15 protein-coding genes are annotated in these 14936 nt (G+C 69.0%); 9 read left to right on the top strand and 6 right to left on the bottom strand.

Annotated elements, in window-relative coordinates:
* The coding region (gene ychF / locus IV088_RS19495; protein WP_291105528.1) for a redox-regulated ATPase YchF at positions 1-890 on the bottom strand (890 nt) is incomplete at its 3' end.
* A 106-nt stretch (positions 891-996) separates the two neighbouring features.
* Here ychF and IV088_RS19490 point away from each other — a divergent pair.
* The 4 genes from IV088_RS19490 to IV088_RS19475 all read left to right on the top strand — a co-directional run bounded on the left by IV088_RS19490 (position 997) and on the right by IV088_RS19475 (position 5224).
* On the top strand, positions 997-1635 hold the full coding sequence (locus tag IV088_RS19490) for a nucleotidyltransferase family protein (RefSeq protein WP_291105526.1): 639 nt from the start codon (positions 997-999) through the stop codon (positions 1633-1635).
* Positions 1636-1782: 147 nt separating this feature from the next.
* Complete coding sequence (locus tag IV088_RS19485) at positions 1783-2253, top strand: 2Fe-2S iron-sulfur cluster-binding protein (RefSeq protein WP_291105525.1); 471 nt, start codon at positions 1783-1785, stop codon at positions 2251-2253.
* Positions 2250-4313, top strand: coding sequence for a molybdopterin cofactor-binding domain-containing protein (locus IV088_RS19480; protein ID WP_291105524.1), 2064 nt, complete (start codon positions 2250-2252; stop codon positions 4311-4313). Before IV088_RS19485 ends, IV088_RS19480 begins: the two co-directional genes overlap by 4 nt.
* Positions 4310-5224 carry a helix-turn-helix transcriptional regulator gene (locus IV088_RS19475; protein ID WP_291105523.1) on the top strand — a complete coding sequence of 305 codons (915 nt, stop codon included), beginning with the start codon at positions 4310-4312 and terminating at the stop codon, positions 5222-5224. Before IV088_RS19480 ends, IV088_RS19475 begins: the two co-directional genes overlap by 4 nt.
* Positions 5225-5354: 130 nt before the next feature.
* Here IV088_RS19475 and IV088_RS19470 read toward each other — a convergent pair whose 3' ends face one another.
* Positions 5355-6248 carry an MOSC N-terminal beta barrel domain-containing protein gene (locus IV088_RS19470; protein ID WP_291105521.1) on the bottom strand — a complete coding sequence of 298 codons (894 nt, stop codon included), beginning with the start codon at positions 6246-6248 and terminating at the stop codon, positions 5355-5357.
* Positions 6249-6318: 70 nt separating this feature from the next.
* On the opposite strand from IV088_RS19470, the gene IV088_RS19465 reads away from it, so the two are divergent.
* Genes IV088_RS19465 through IV088_RS19450 form a run of 4 tightly spaced genes read left to right on the top strand, consistent with a single transcriptional unit; the run spans position 6319 to position 10600 of the window.
* Positions 6319-7485, top strand: coding sequence for an FAD-dependent monooxygenase (locus IV088_RS19465; RefSeq protein ID WP_291105520.1), 1167 nt, complete (start codon positions 6319-6321; stop codon positions 7483-7485).
* A gap of 45 nt (positions 7486-7530) precedes the next feature.
* Positions 7531-8256 (top strand): DsbC family protein, encoded by a 726-nt coding sequence (locus IV088_RS19460; RefSeq protein ID WP_291105518.1) that lies wholly within the window; start codon positions 7531-7533, stop codon positions 8254-8256.
* A 17-nt stretch (positions 8257-8273) separates the two neighbouring features.
* The gene (locus IV088_RS19455; RefSeq protein WP_291105517.1) at positions 8274-8750 is read left to right on the top strand and encodes a DUF3429 domain-containing protein; all 477 of its coding nucleotides are present in this window, start codon (positions 8274-8276) and stop codon (positions 8748-8750) included.
* Positions 8747-10600 (top strand): peptidase M61, encoded by a 1854-nt coding sequence (locus IV088_RS19450; protein WP_291105515.1) that lies wholly within the window; start codon positions 8747-8749, stop codon positions 10598-10600. The genes IV088_RS19455 and IV088_RS19450 overlap by 4 nt, the downstream gene beginning before the upstream one ends.
* Before the next feature lie 117 nt (positions 10601-10717).
* Here the strand turns inward: IV088_RS19450 and IV088_RS19445 are convergent, their stop codons facing one another.
* The 4 genes from IV088_RS19445 to IV088_RS19430 form a co-directional block, all read right to left on the bottom strand.
* Positions 10718-11281: a hypothetical protein gene (locus tag IV088_RS19445; protein WP_291105514.1), complete on the bottom strand. Its 564-nt coding sequence runs from the start codon at positions 11279-11281 to the stop codon at positions 10718-10720.
* Between the two features lie 128 nt (positions 11282-11409).
* Positions 11410-12705 carry a phenylacetate--CoA ligase PaaK gene (gene paaK / locus IV088_RS19440; protein ID WP_291105513.1) on the bottom strand — a complete coding sequence of 432 codons (1296 nt, stop codon included), beginning with the start codon at positions 12703-12705 and terminating at the stop codon, positions 11410-11412.
* A complete protein-coding gene (paaI, locus tag IV088_RS19435; protein WP_291105511.1) occupies positions 12702-13142 on the bottom strand; it encodes a hydroxyphenylacetyl-CoA thioesterase PaaI in 441 nt (146 codons plus the stop codon). The genes paaK and paaI overlap by 4 nt, the downstream gene beginning before the upstream one ends.
* Entirely contained in the window at positions 13142-13948 is an 807-nt protein-coding gene (locus tag IV088_RS19430; RefSeq protein WP_291105509.1) for an enoyl-CoA hydratase-related protein, read from the bottom strand. The genes paaI and IV088_RS19430 overlap by 1 nt, the downstream gene beginning before the upstream one ends.
* A 175-nt stretch (positions 13949-14123) precedes the next feature.
* On the opposite strand from IV088_RS19430, the gene IV088_RS19425 reads away from it, so the two are divergent.
* On the top strand, positions 14124-14912 hold the full coding sequence (locus IV088_RS19425) for an enoyl-CoA hydratase (RefSeq protein WP_291105507.1): 789 nt from the start codon (positions 14124-14126) through the stop codon (positions 14910-14912).
* Positions 14913-14936 lie beyond the last annotated feature (24 nt).

Genomic DNA, 14936 nt, shown 5'->3' with positions numbered 1-14936 from the left:
ACGTGGATGGTCCAGGCGCGCACTTCCTTCACACCGGCGGTGAAGTAGGTCTGCAGGCCCAGCAGCTTGTAGGCGGCGCGGATCAATCGGTTGAGGCCGGGTTCGGTCTGGCCCAGTTCTTTCAGGAATTCGAGCCGGTCGGCGTCGTCCATCTCGGACAGCTCGGCTTCGATCTTGGCGCAGATCGCCACCACCGGCGCGTTCTGTTTCTCGGCGAAGGCGCGCAGGCGGTCCAGGAAGGGGTTGTTCTCGAAACCGTCTTCCGACACGTTGGCCACGAACATGGCGGGCTTGGCGGTGATCAGGAAAAACTGCTTGAGCAGCGGCAACTCTTCCTTGCTGAAGTCGATGCTGCGCACGGGCTTGGTGTCGTTGAGCGCCGCCTGGCACTTTTCCAGGATCGCCACCAGCTTGATGGACTCCTTGTCACCCGAACGCGCGGTCTTCTGCACGCGGTGCAAGGCTTTCTCCACAGCGGCCAGATCGGCCAGGCAGAGTTCGGTGAGGATGACCTCGATGTCGGCGATCGGGTCGACCTTGTTGGCGACGTGAATCACGTTGTCGTCTTCGAAGCAGCGCACCACGTTGACGATGGCGTCGGTCTCGCGGATGTGGGCCAGGAACTTGTTGCCCAGGCCTTCACCCGTGCTGGCGCCGGCCACCAGACCGGCGATGTCCACGAACTCGACGATGGCCGGCACGACGCGCTCGGGCTGGACGATCTCCGAGAGCTGGGCCAGGCGTGGATCGGGCACTTCCACCACGCCGGTGTTGGGCTCGATGGTGCAGAAGGGGTAGTTTTCGGCGGCGATGCCGGCCTTGGTCAGGGCGTTGAAAAGGGTGGACTTGCCGACGTTGGGCAGGCCCACGATGCCACATTGGAGACTCATGGAATACCTCGAAAAAATCAACCTGAAAGTGTATGCGATGGGTCTGAACAGGGTAATCTCGCGCGGCACAGCCATGCACCCTCTACCCCGCCCCGACTCACCCCACTTGCGCGTTGGCGCCGTTCTGCTGGCCGCCGGCGCTGCGGCCCGCATGGGTCGGCGGCCCAAGTGCCTGCTCGAATTGGATGGTGAGCCTTTGATCTTGCGCCTGTTGCGCGCGATCGAAGGCGCTGGTGTGAACCCCCCGGTCGTGGTGCTCGGTCACCACGGCCAGCGCATCGCCGCCGCCCTGCATGGGCTGGCCGTCTCGCAGACCATCAACCACGACCCGGACGCAGGTCAGGTCTCCTCGCTGCGTCTGGGCCTGCGGGCGTTGCCCGACGACGTGGATGGCGTGATGGTGCTGCTGGCCGACCAGCCATTCATCACCGCGCAAGACCTCCGCGAACTGATGGCCGCCTACCAAGGGCGGCCGGCTGGCACCGACATGGTCCAGCCTTCGGTGGAGGGACTGCCGGGCAACCCGGTGATGTTCAGCCCGAGCGTGCGTGCCCAGATTCTCGCGGGGCCACCCAACATGGGCAGCAAACAGTGGCAAGTCCAGCATCCTCAGGCCGTGCATGCCTGGACCAGCAGCAATGCCCACTACCGCACCGATGTGGACAGCCCGGAAGACATCGAATCCCTGGGCATGCGCACAGGCCATTGGCTGCGCTGGCCACCCGATCTGGCACCTACGTTGTGACCGCACCACGATGAACGCCGACTGACCCGGCGTCGTCCCGTGCAGGACCACCGGAACGGGATCGCGTCAGCGCATTGGCGCGATTGTTCAAGACCGCCGCTGCCGCCTGGGCCACAGTCGCTGTGTGTTCGACACACAGGAGACGTCATGCAGATACGGGTCAATCAAACGGTGCGGGACATCCCACCGGACTGGCGGGACGACACCCTGCTGGTGGTGTTGCGCGAGGCGCTGGGACTCACCGGCACCAAGTTCGGCTGCGGTGTCGGGCAGTGCGGTGCCTGCACCGTGCTGGTTGATGGCCGGCCTCGGCGGTCCTGCCTCATCCCGGTGGAGGCCGTGGCGGCGTCCGAGGTGCAGACCATCGAGGGTCTGGCCGCCCCAGACGGTAGCCTGCACCCGGTTCAGCAGGCCTGGCTGGACCTGGCCACCCCCCAGTGCGGCTACTGCCAGGCCGGGCAGATCATGTCCACCGTGGTGCTGCTGAAGGCCCGCCCGTCACCGAGTGCAGCCGACATCGATGACGCGCTGAATGGCAACCTCTGCCGTTGCGGCACCCAGCAGCGCATCCGGGCATCGGTGCTGCGGGCGGCGCAGGCGATGGGGCGGACCCAATGAAGCGCCGGCACTTTCTGCAGGCGGGGGGCGTTCTGAGCGTGGGCTTCCTGGCGGGCTGCTCCATCCCGGTCATTCCCAAGCGCCCGGCCGCCGAATATGCCGACGCGCTCGGCTGGATCCGGCACCAGAACGGCCGCTACGAGCTGCTGCTGCCCCGGATCGACATGGGTCAGAACATCGGCACCGCGCTCAAGCAGGTGGCCTGCGACGAATTGGGAGTGGACTGGGACCGGGTGACGGTGCGCCAGCCCCACACCCAACAGATTGCCCGCGTGCGGGCCACGGTGGGCAGCGAGTCGGTGAAGGACTTCGCGCTGCCACTGGCCCAGGCCTGCGCCACCCTGCGCGACGCGCTGGCCGCCGGTCACACCTCGGGCTCGCGCGACGCAGAACCGCGCCCGGTGAGCGAACTGCGCGCGTTTCACCGAGGTGCCCGCCACGTCGGCCAGCGCGTGCCGCTGGAACAGGGCCACGCCATCGTCACGGGGGCCTCGCTGTATGCGGCCGACGTCCGGCTACCGGGCATGGTGTTCGGGCGGGTGCTGAGGGCGCCGGTCTCCGCCGACCGGCCATCGCAGCTGGTGGCCTGGAATGAGGCAGCGGCCCGGGCGGTGCCGGGCTGCCTCGCCATCGTCCCAAACGACCGGCTGATACAGCGGCTCAGCCCGGGCCTGGGCATCGTCGCCCGCACGCCCGGCGCGCTGGATCGCATCGAGGCCGCACTGCAACCGCAATGGCAACACGGCGAAAGCTTCACGCAGGCCGACATCGACCGCCTGATCGACGTCGACCGCCACATCGCCGGGGCCAGCCTGTCGAACCCGGTGCATGGCGACACCATGGACCTCACGGCACCCTGGGACATCGACTTGCGCATCGACACCCCGATGGCCGCGCACAACGCCATCGAACCGCGCGCCGCCGTGGCAGCCCGGGGCGCCGACGGCGTGCTCGATGTGTGGGCCGGCACGCAGGATGCGTTTTATGTGCGCGATGTGATCGCCAAAGCCCTCGACCTGAACGACACCACGGTCAGGGTGCACGGGTGCCGCGTCGGCGGTGCGTTTGGAGGGCGCACGATCTGCACCGTCGAACTCGAAGCGGCCGTGCTGGCCCAGGCCACCGGGCTGCCGGTCAAGGTTCAGTGGACCCGGGCCCAGGAGTACCGGCAGGGATTTCACCGTCCGCCGTCCAGCCACCGCATCCGGGCACGGGTACGCCACGGCGAGCTGGTGGACTGGTGGCACGCCTTCTCCAGCAGCCACATCCTGTTCACCAACGCCGGCATGCCGGTGTGGATGCAGCGGCTGGCCGATCTGGTGGGCGACAAGGGCGTGGCCCGGGGCGCCGAACTGCCCTACCGCGCACAGCGCCGCCGCACCGGGTTTGCCGTGACGCGCCTGCCGGTGTTCACCGGACCCTGGCGAGGCCTGGGGGCCGGTCCCAACGCGCTGGCCATCGAATCCGCCGTGGACGAGTGCGCGCGACTGGCGGGGGTGGACCCGGTGGTTTTCCGGCTGCGCCATGCCACCGACCCCCGCATGGCCCGTGTGCTACAGCGCGTGGTGGAGACCGCGCCATCGGCCCCGTCCGCTGCGGCCCCCGTCCGCCACGGACGCGGTGTGGCCTGCGGCATCTACAAGACCAGCAGCTACGCGGCCGTGCTCGCCGATGTGCGGGTCGAGCCCGACGGGACGGTACAGGTGCTGCGCCTGCGCTGCGCCCACGATTGCGGCACCGTGATCAACCCGGACCAGGTGCGCGCCCAGTGCGAGGGCAACCTGGTCTGGGGCCTGGGCATGGTGCTGCACGACCGCCTGGCCGTGGCCGGCGCACAGATCGGACCCGGCAGCCTGGGCGAGGCGCCGATCCCGACCCTGCGCGAGGTTCCGCCCATGGAGATCGTGCTGATCGACGAGAAAGACCCGCCAGCCGGCGCGGGCGAAACCGCCATCGTGGCCGCCGCGGGCGCCATCGCCAACGCCATCCGTGACGCCACCGGCGTGCGCATCACCCGGTTCCCGCTGGACCCCGCCACGCTCACAATGCGGCCTTCATGAACGACTTCGCTTCGGCCGCCATGATGAAGCTCGTGCGCGACGGGCTCGCCCGCCAGGGCATCGCGCCACCGCCCCCCACGCCTGCGAGGGACGGTCGCGTCGCCCTGGGCGACAAGCAGGCCCTGCTCGCCCGACTCTGGGAGCAGCACGGGCCCGGTCCGGTGGCCCGCATCGGCGAGGCCATTCACGGCGTGCAGGACGACCCCACGCTGCGCGCCCTGGTCCTCGCGGTGGACCCCCCGGACCTGCTGGCGCGCTGGCAGCGGCTGGAACGCTTCGTGCACTCCCGGCACCGCACCCGGGTCGAGGCGCTGGGGCCGGCACGGCTGCGGCTGCAGCACGTGTCGCTGGCCGCTGCCCCGGCCCCCGCGCCGGCCGAAGACCTGCTGGTGATCGGGCTGCTGGTGGCCCTGTGCGAGCGGGTGCTCGGACAAACGGTGCGCGCCCGGCCCCTTGGAGGCCGGCACTGGCTGCGCCAGCAGGGGCGATGGCGGGACGGCCCCTGGCCCGAGGCATGGCACACCTGGGAGCTGCGCTGGAACCCTGCCGCCCGCTCCCGTTCGCTGGTGACCGACCCCGTGGCATCGGACCGGTGGCTGGAGCAGTTGCATGCCTGCCTGCGCGCCGATCCGGGGCGCCCGTGGCGGGTGGACGAACTCGCCAGCGCCTGTTCACACTCTGCCCGCAGCCTGCAACGCCACCTCGCGCAGCGTCAGCTGTGTTTTTCCCGGATGCTGACCGATGTTCGTGTGCAGTGTGCGGCCGAACTGCTGACCACCAGCGCCCTCTCGGTGGCCGAAGTGGGCTACCACTGCGGCTTTGCCGACCAGCCCCATTTCTCGCGGCACTTCCGCCAGTCCACCGCCGTGACGCCCGCCCGCTACCGCGAACAGTTTTCCCAGGGGCGCTGAGACCGGCGCGCGGACCGCACCGGTCTCATGCGGGTTCGCCTTCAAGCGTAGAACAAGGCGGGAGCCGCAGACAGTGCTTTGGCACGGCAAGGCGAACCAACGCAGTGATACGTTTGAAGGCGAACCCGTATCAGTCGAACCGCCATTCCGCGCCGACACTCTGCCCCACCTTCAGCACCAGGCCATCCCCCTCCAGCACGATCGCGTTCATGCCGAAGGTGATGGCGCCGTTCAGGCGCGGGTCGGCCCGGTAGGCTTGCAACGCGTCGCTCACGGCGGGCGTGGACGTGGCGGTGGCGGGGTCGATGTTGGGGATGGGGCAGCGCGCGCAGGGCTTCACGTTCTCCAGCACCGCCACACCATCGTCGGCCTGCACCCGCCAGGCACCGATGCGGTCTTCGTCGTGGGCCTCGACGCCCGAGAGCACGATGTTGGGCCGGAAGCGCCGCAGGTCCACCGGCGCCTCACCGGTCTTCGTCAGCCGGGCGTTCAGCTCATCGAGTGAGGCGGTGCTGGCCACCAGCACGCCGAAGCCGTCGGCGAACTGCGTCACCGACTCCCGGCCACCGGTCCACTTCAGGCTGCACACCCGCTTCACCTCGGGGTCGAAGCGGGCCAGCCGCAGGCGCTTCAGATCGGCGGGTGCGTCCGGCCCGAGAAAGTCGCTGAACCACTGCGCCGCCAGGTCGCCCATGTCCCAGGCCTCGACGGTGTCGTCCCAGACCCGCACGGTCAGCGGCGACTCGGCCGCGTCCAGCGCCAGGTGCAGGGCAAGCATGCCCGGCGCGCGCAGCACCAGCTGCCCCATGCGGAACGACGGCTGGATCAGCGCCATGCGCGGCAGCTCGCGCTGGGTCACGAATTCGCCCTCAACGTCCACCACCATCCAGCTGCGGTCCCATTCCAGCCCGGTGGGCGTGAGCACGGCCTGGTCCAGCGCCACGCCGGCGCAGGATTTGACGGGGTGGACCCAGAGCTGGTGGATGCGGGCCGAGACGTCGGCGGCGTTGAAATCAAAGGTCATGGCAAGCAGTGGGTGTGGGGACCCGCGGGCGCGGGCAGGGGAAATTGTGACCTGCTCCTAAAATCCCCCCATGGCGATCACCCCCACCTCCGCGGCCGGCACCCGGCGATTCGATGTCTGCATCCGGGGCGCCGGCGTGGTGGGGCAGACGCTGGCGCTGCTGCTGGCGCGCGAGCGCCTCCGGGTGGCGCTGGTCGGCACACCGCGTCCGGCCCACGCCGGCACCGACGTGCGCGCCTACGCGCTCAACGCCGCCGCCAAGGACCTGCTCACCTCGCTGCGCGCCTGGCCGGACGACGGCGATGCCGCCGACGCGATCCCCAGCGTGACCCCGGTGAACCGCATGGCCGTGTGGGGCGACGACGGCGGCGAGCTGAACTTCTCTGCCGCCGACCAGCGCAGCGAGGCCCTGTCGTGGATCGTGGACGTGCCGGCGCTGGAGCGCCGGCTGGCCGACGCGGTGCGCTTCCAGGGCTCGGTCGAATGCCTGACCGAACCCGTTCCGGCGGCGCTGACGGTGGTCTGCGAAGGCAAACGCAGCAGCACCCGCGCCGAGCTCGGCCTGGAATTCGAGGTCAAGCCCTACCCGCACAAAGCCATCGCGGCGCGCCTGCGCTGCGGCCAGCCCCACGGCGGTGTCGCGCGGCAGTGGTTTTCGCAGGGCGAGATCATGGCGCTGCTGCCGCTGGAAGGTGACACGGGGAACTCTGTGGCGCTGGTGTGGTCAGTCCCTGCTCAGCAGGCCGACACCTGGCTCGCGGCCGACGCTCAAACCCTGGCCGACGCGGTGCAAACCCGTTGCGGGCAGGCGCTGGGCGAGATGCAGCTGCAGGGGCCGGCGCAGGCCTGGCCCCTGGAACTGTCCCGCGCCCGCCGCTGGATCGTGCGCACGCCGCAAGGCGGCGTGGCGCTGGCCGGTGACGCGGCCCACGCCATGCACCCGCTGGCCGGGCAGGGCCTCAACGTCGGCCTGGCCGACGTGGCCGAGCTCGCGAAGGTGATCCACGAGCGCGAGTACTGGCGCGAACTGGGCGACCTGAAGCTGCTGCGGCGCTACGAGCGCGCGCGGCAGGCCGAGGTCGGCGCCATGGGCTGGCTGACCGACGGCCTGTTCGGCCTGTTCGGCCAGGCCGACACGCGCGTGCAGGCGCTGCGCAACTGGGGCATGAGCGGTGTGGACCGCCTGGGACCGCTGAAACACTGGCTGGCCCGCCAGGCCATGGGGCAGGCGGGCTGATCCGCCCGCTGGGCTTTTTTCAACTTTCGCGCCTCGGGCGTCAACATGAACCTCTTCAAAACCTCCCTGGTGGCACTGCTCACCACCCTGGCCCTCACTTTCACGGTGGGCGCTGCCGCGCAGGAAGCCACCATCCGCAAGAACCTCACCGAGCGCCTGCCCAAGCTGCCGGCCATCGACGAGATCAGCAAGACGCCGATGGACGGCCTGTACGAGGTGCGCGTCAACCAGAGCGAAATCTTCTACACCGACGCCGCCGGCAACTTCCTGATCCAGGGCAACCTGATCGACACCAAGGCCCAGGAAGACCTGACGGAAAAACGGCTGGCCAAGCTGACCGAGATCGACTTCAAGGACCTGCCCATGAAGGACGCGTTCACCATCGTGCGTGGCAACGGCAAGCGCAAGCTGGCGGTGTTCGAAGACCCCAACTGCGGCTACTGCAAGCGCTTCGAGCGCGACCTCGCCAAGATCGACAACATCACGGTGCACGTGTTCCTCTACCCCATCCTGAGCCAGGACTCGGCCGACAAGTCGCGCAACATCTGGTGCGCCAAAGACAAGGGCAAGGCCTTCCTCGACTGGATGGTCAAGGACGTCACGCCGCCCGCCGCCACCTGCGACACGTCCGCCGTGGCCCGCAACTTCGAGTTCGGCAAGAAGTCCCGCATCACCGGCACCCCGACCCTGATCTTCGCCAACGGCACGCGCGTGCCGGGCGCGGTGGACGCCGCCCGCATCGAGAAGCTGCTGGCCGAAGCCAAGCCCTGAACCGCACCCGCCGCCCGATGACGACCGCCCTGCACGACCCCGACGACACCGCCCTGGCCACGACGCTGGGTCACGCCGGCCTGATTCCTTTTGCGCTGCTCGCCGCCCTGCTCTGGCTGGTGAAGGCCGATCTGTTGCCCTGGGTCGCGATGGCGTTGGCGGCCTACGCCGCGCTCATCGTCTCGTTCCTCGGCGGCATCCACTGGGGCATCGGCTGGATGGCGGGCCACGTCGCCGCGGCGCGCGGCGACACGCCGCACCACCGGCAGCGCAACCACTTCCTCTGGGGCTTCGTGCCCTCGCTGCTGGCCTGGCCCGGCCTGCTGATGCCGGCCTTCGCGGGCCTGGCCTGGCTGGGCTTCGTGCTCGTCATCTGTTACCTCGCCGACCGCACGCTCTACGCCCGCGCCGGCCTGCAGGCCTGGCTCACGCTGCGCTTCCGCCTGTCGGCCATCGCGGCGCTGTGCTGCTTCATCGGCGCGGGGGCACTGTGAGCACCGCCCCCCGCAAGACGGCACGCCGCCGCGCCACCCCCGCCGAGCCCGCGCTGCGCTACCGCGTCGAGGTGCTGAGCGTCCAGTCCCATCTGTTCGCGGTCACGCTGGAGATTGACCGCCCCGCCGCGAAACAGCGGGTGGCCCTGCCGGTGTGGATTCCGGGCAGCTACCTGGTGCGCGAGTTTTCGCAACACCTGCAGCGACTGAACGCGAGCCAAGGCGGCCAGCCGCTGCACGCACGGCAGCTGGACAAGCACCGCTGGGAGATTGAAACCCTTGGCGACACCGATGGCCCGCAGACGCTGACCGTGCGCTGCGAAATCTACGCCTTCGACGCCTCGGTGCGCACCGCCTTCCTCGACGGCACGCGCGGCTTTTTCAACGCCACCAGCCTGTGCCTGATGGTGCCTGGCCGGGACGAGGAGCCCTGCGCGCTCGACATCGCGCCCGGGCAGGCGCCCGCCGGCTGGCAGGTCGCCACCGGCCTGCGCGCCGAGCAGGTGGATGCACAGGGCTTTGGCCGCTACATCGCACCCCACTACGACGAGCTGGCCGACTGCCCGGTCGAAATGGGCACGTTCTGGCGTGGCGAGTTCGAGGCCTGCGGCGTGCCGCACCGCTTCGTGGTCAGCGGCGCGGGCGCCTGGTTCGACGGCCAGCGCCTGCTGGACGACACGCGCCGCATCTGCGAGGAACAGATCCGCTTCTGGCACGGCGACGGCCCCCCGCCGTTTGCCGACTACCTCTTCATGCTGCACGCCAGCGCCGACGGCTACGGCGGTCTGGAGCACCGCAACTCCACGGCCCTGATCGCGCAGCGCAGCGACCTGCCGAAGCTGACCGGCAGCCCGGACAAACCGCCCGCCCTGAAGGCCACCGACGGCTACACCACCCTGCTGGGCCTGATCAGCCACGAGTACTTCCACACCTGGAACGTCAAGCGCCTGCGGCCGGCCGAGTTCGCGCGCTACGACTACAACACCGAGAACCACACCGAGCTGCTCTGGTTCTTCGAGGGCTTCACCAGCTACTACGACGACCTGTTCCTGAAGCGCGCCGGCCTGATCGACGACACCTGCTACCTGCAGCTGGTGAGCAAGACCATCAACCAGGTGCAGCAGAGCCCCGGTCGCCTGGTGCAGAGCGCGGCGCAGGCCAGCTTCGACGCCTGGACCAAGTACTACCGCGTCGGCGAGAACACGCCCAACGCCACGGTGAGTTACTACACCAAGGGCGCGCTGATCGCGATGTGCTTCGACCTGACGCTGCGCACCGAGGGCCGGCATTCGCTCGACGACGTGATGCGCGCGCTCTGGCAACGCACCGGGGGTGGCCCCATGCGCGAAGCCGACGTGTCGATGGTGCTCAAGCGCCTGGGCGGCCGCAGCTTCGCGGCCGAGCTGGGCGACTGGGTGCACGGCACCGGCGCCCTGCCGCTGACCCGCCTGCTGGAGCAACAAGGCGCCAAGGTGCACCAGGAAAAAACCCCGCTGGCGCAGCGCCTGGGTCTGCGGGTGTCGGAGAACGGCGGCCTGGTGCTCAAGAACGTGTTGCGCGGTGGTGCGGCCGAAGCGGCCGGCATGGCCGCGGGTGACGAGTGGCTGGGCATCGAGTTCGCGCCCGCCCAGCGCGGCGGCGAGGTGGAGGCCTGGCGCGTGCGCCGTCTCGACGAGGTGGCGATGCTGCGCGGCCAGCGCACCCAGCTCACCGCCCTGGTCTCGCGCGACGGGCGCCTGCTGCGCTGCCCGCTGCAATGGCCTGGCGAGGAACAGGCCGTGCGCCTGTCGGTGGGTGATGCCCCGCGGCTGGCCCGTTGGCTGGCGAAGGCCGCTCCGGCGACGCCGTAGGCCCAGGACAAAGCCGCATGCGCTCCCACCGTTGTCGCGGTGCGTGAGCACCACCTCGACGCAGAAAGCGGTGCCGCCCCTCGGGGCCGGCGCGCAGCGCTGCGGGGGTGTTTCTGGTCAGTGGGTGGGCAGGCGCGGCACCACGTCCGCGTCGAAACGCTGCACCGTGGCGGCACTGCGGTGGTTTTTCAGGGCATCCCGGATGCGCGGCAGCTGGGTTCGCAGCTCGACCGCGGTCTTGCACGCTTCGACGCGGATGGCCAGCGCTTCGCCCGGCGGTCCCACCTGGTCGTTGATGAAGCGCACCACCAGACGGCGGGCATCGACAAATGAGAGGGGCGGCGACACCACGGGCGCCGGGGGGGCGGCCTCTGCCACCGGCACCGATCCCGCTGCGGGGACGGGCTGCGGCCCGCCCTGGGGCTGGGCTTCTTTGAGCGGCACGGTGTCGCGAAACGGGGCGAGCTGTTCGGGTGCAGCGATCCAGCCGTGGGCCAGCAGTTGCTCCAGCAGGTCGGCGCCACCCCCCAGGCCTGCGCAGAGCTGGTCCAGCTCTGCCCGGCTGCGCTGACCGTCCACCATGATGAGCACGGAACGCAACCGGGGACCGAGTTCCGGCACCCGTCGCGCCAACGCGTCCCGACCCTTGTCGGTTTTCACAAGCAAGGTATTTTTTTCCATGAGACCCCAAGCGTTCGCCTGCACTGTACCGGCAACGATTCCATCCGCACAGCGGGGTTTTACCTGTGGTCTTTAGCCCTACGGGCCGGAAGGGCAAGGCCGAACGACCCGCCCGCCCCACACCGCGATCAGCGAGGGCGCTGGTCCACCACCCGTTTGGCCTTGCCCTGGCTGCGCTCCACGCCGCCTTCGGGTTTGAGGTCGACCTCGACGCTGCTGCCCACGAACACCTTGACCTCGTGCCGCAGCAGCTCGGCGGCGGCGCGTGCTTCGATGCTGTCGGGCGAGAGGCCGGGCCGTGTTTCCACCACCACGGTCAGGTTGTCCATCGGGCCTTCGCGCGTGAGCACACACTGGTAGTGCGCGGTCAGCTCGGGGCGCTTGAGGATCAGCTCCTCGATCTGCGTCGGGAACACGTTGACGCCGCGCACGATCATCATGTCGTCGCTGCGGCCGGTGATCTTTTCCATGCGGCGCATGGTGCGCGCCGTGCCCGGCAGCAGGCGCGTGAGGTCGCGCGTGCGGTAGCGGATGATGGGCAGCGCCTCCTTGGTCAGGCTGGTGAACACCAGCTCGCCCATCTCGCCGTCGGCCACCGGTTCACCGGTCTCGGGGTGGATGATCTCGGGGTAGAAGTGGTCTTCCCAGATCGTCGGGCCGTCCTTGGTCTCGATGCACTCGCTGGCCACGCCGGGGCCCATCACCTCCGAGAGACCGTAAATGTCCACCGCGTCGATGTTCATGCGGGCTTCGATGGCCACGCGCATGTCGTTGGTCCAGGGTTCGGCGCCGAAGATGCCGATGCGCAGGCTGCTCTCGCGCGGGTCCAGGCCCAGGCGCTGGAACTCGTCGGCGATGGCCAGCATGTAGCTCGGCGTGACCATGATGATGTCGGGCCGGAAGTCCTGGATCAGCTGCACCTGGCGCTCGGTCTGACCGCCACCGAAGGGCACCACGGTCAGGCCCAGTTTTTCGGCGCCGTAGTGCGCGCCCAGGCCCCCGGTGAACAGGCCGTAGCCGTAACTCACGTGCACCAGGTCACCGGGGCGTGCGCCGCCGGCGCGGATGCTGCGCGCCACCACCGTGGCCCAGGTGTCGATGTCTTTCAGCGTGTAGCCCACCACCGTCGGTTTGCCCGTGGTGCCGCTGGACGCATGGATGCGCGCGCACTGCTCGCGCGGCACCGCGAACATGCCGAAGGGGTAGCTGTCGCGCAGGTCCTTCTTGGTGGTGAACGGGAACTTCGCCAGATCACTGAGAGACTTGCAGTCGTCCGGGTGCACGCCGGCCTCGTCGAACTTGGCCTTGTAGACGGAAGAGTTCGCGTAGGCGTGGCGCAGCGTGGCCTGCAGGCGCTTGAGCTGCAAGGCGCGCAGTTCGTCGGTGCTGGCTTTTTCGATGGGTTCTAGCGGCAAGGGGTTCATGCGCTCTCCTCTTCCGGAAAAACGGTGCCGGGGATCACGGCGCTCTTGCCGCGGAACATCGCGACCACCTCGGCCTTCTGGTTGCTGACCTTCATGTCGTAGATGCCGTACCGGCCTTGCAGCGTCTGCTCCACGCCTTCACAGGTGAGCACGTCGCCCGCATGCGCGGGCTTGAGGAATTCGATGCTGCAACCCGCCGCCACCGCGTTCTTGTTGTGGCTGTTGCAGGCGTAGGCGAAGGTGGTGTCGGCCAGGGTGAAGATGAAGCCGCCGTGGCAGATCTGGTGGCCATTCAGGTGCAGTGGCTTCACCGCCATGCGCAACACGGCATGGCCGGGCGCCACGCTCACGATCTGAATGCCCATGGTTTCGCGGGCCGCGATGTCGACCGCGAACATGACCTCGCCCACCCGGATGGCGCGTTCTTGTGGCGTCATCATGCCCCCTTGAACTGCGCCGGGCGCTTTTGGCGAAACGCCATCACACCCTCGATGTAGTCGTGTGTGGCACCCAGTGCGGACTGCGTGTCGCGCTCCACGTCGAGCTGCTGGTTCAGCGTTCGGGTGCCGGCGTCGCGCAACAGGGCGCGCGTGGCGACCAGCGCCTGGGTCGGCATGGTGGCCAGCTTCTCGGCCATGGCCAGGGCGGCGGCCAGCGGGTCGTCCTGCACGTCCCAGATCATTCCCCACTCTTTGGCCTGCGCCGCGGGCAGCTTGTCGCCGGTCATGGCCAGGGCCATGGCCCGCGCGAGGCCCAGCCGCTCGACCAGGAACCAGCTGCCGCCGGCATCCGGAATCAGCCCGATCTTGCTGAAGGCCTGGATGAAGCTCGCGCCCGGTGCGGCGATCGCGATGTCGCAGGTCATGGCCAGCGAGGCGCCGGCGCCCGCGGCCACGCCGTTCACCGCCGCGATCACCGGAAAACGCAGCGACTGGATGCGACGCGCGGTGGGGTTGAAGGCCTGATCGATCACCGGGCCGGGGTCGGCGCGCTTCACAAGATCCGGGCCCGGCTCGAAGTCGAATTCGGCGAGGTCGGCCCCGGCACAGAAGCCGCGGCCCGCGCCGGTGAGGACCATGGCACGGATCACCGGGTTGGCCTCGGCCCGGTCCAGCGCGGCCCACAGCTCGCGGTGCATCTGGCGCGTGAAGCTGTTGAGGGCGTCAGGGCGGTTCAGGGTGACCAAGGCAACGGCGCCGCGCTCGTCATAGAGCACGGTGCTGCCCGCAGCGAGAGCGTTCATGGGTGTCTGTCTCCTGGCGCCGTCGGTTCGCAGCGCGGGTGGTGGGATGAGACCGGCAATCTAACATTAACCGACTCATCGGTCGGTTAATGTTTTCCCTTGGGTGGCTTGGTATCGGACGGCCCGCTATAGTTGACGTTTACGTCAATCAACACACACCACCCGAGGAAACACCATGAGCGAAAACGCCACCCCCGAACTGATCACCGTGCGCACCGAAGGCCGTGTGGGCATCGTCACCCTGAACCGCCCCAAGCAACTCAATGCGCTGAACGATCAGCTCATGACCGAGCTGGGCGCCGCGCTCAAGGCCTTCGACCTGGACGACGGCATCGGTTGCATGATCGTCACCGGCAGCGAAAAGGCGTTCGCGGCCGGCGCGGACATCGGCGCCATGGCGACCTACACCTTCGCCGATGTCTACAAGGGCGACTACATCACCCGCAACTGGGAAACCATCCGCAGCGTGCGCAAGCCGGTGATCGCGGCCGTGAGCGGCTTCGCTCTGGGCGGCGGCTGCGAGCTGGCGATGATGTGCGACTTCATCATCGCGGCCGACAACGCCAAATTCGGCCAGCCCGAGATCAAGCTCGGCATCATCCCCGGCGCCGGTGGCACGCAGCGCCTGCCGCGCGCCGTGGGCAAATCCAAGGCCATGGACCTGGTGCTCACCGGCCGCATGATGGACGCCACCGAGGCCGAACGCGCCGGCCTGGTGAGCCGCGTGGTGCCGCTGGACAAGCTGATGGACGAGGCCCTGGGCGCCGCGCTCATGATCTGCGAGTTCTCGCAGCTCAGCGTGATGGCGGCCAAAGAATCGGTGAACCGCGCCTTCGAAGGCGGCCTGTCCGACGGCGTGATGTTCGAGCGCCGCATGTTCCACGCCCTGTTCGCCACCGAAGACCAGAAAGAAGGCATGGACGCCTTCGTGAACAAGCGCAAGGCGGTCTTCAAACACGCCTGAGCGGATGGCGTGGTTGAAAGTCGG

This window comes from Hydrogenophaga sp. (assembly GCF_018780075.1).
Classification (GTDB): Bacteria; Pseudomonadota; Gammaproteobacteria; order Burkholderiales; family Burkholderiaceae_C; genus Hydrogenophaga.
This window is presented reverse-complemented; position numbering and strand designations above follow the sequence as displayed.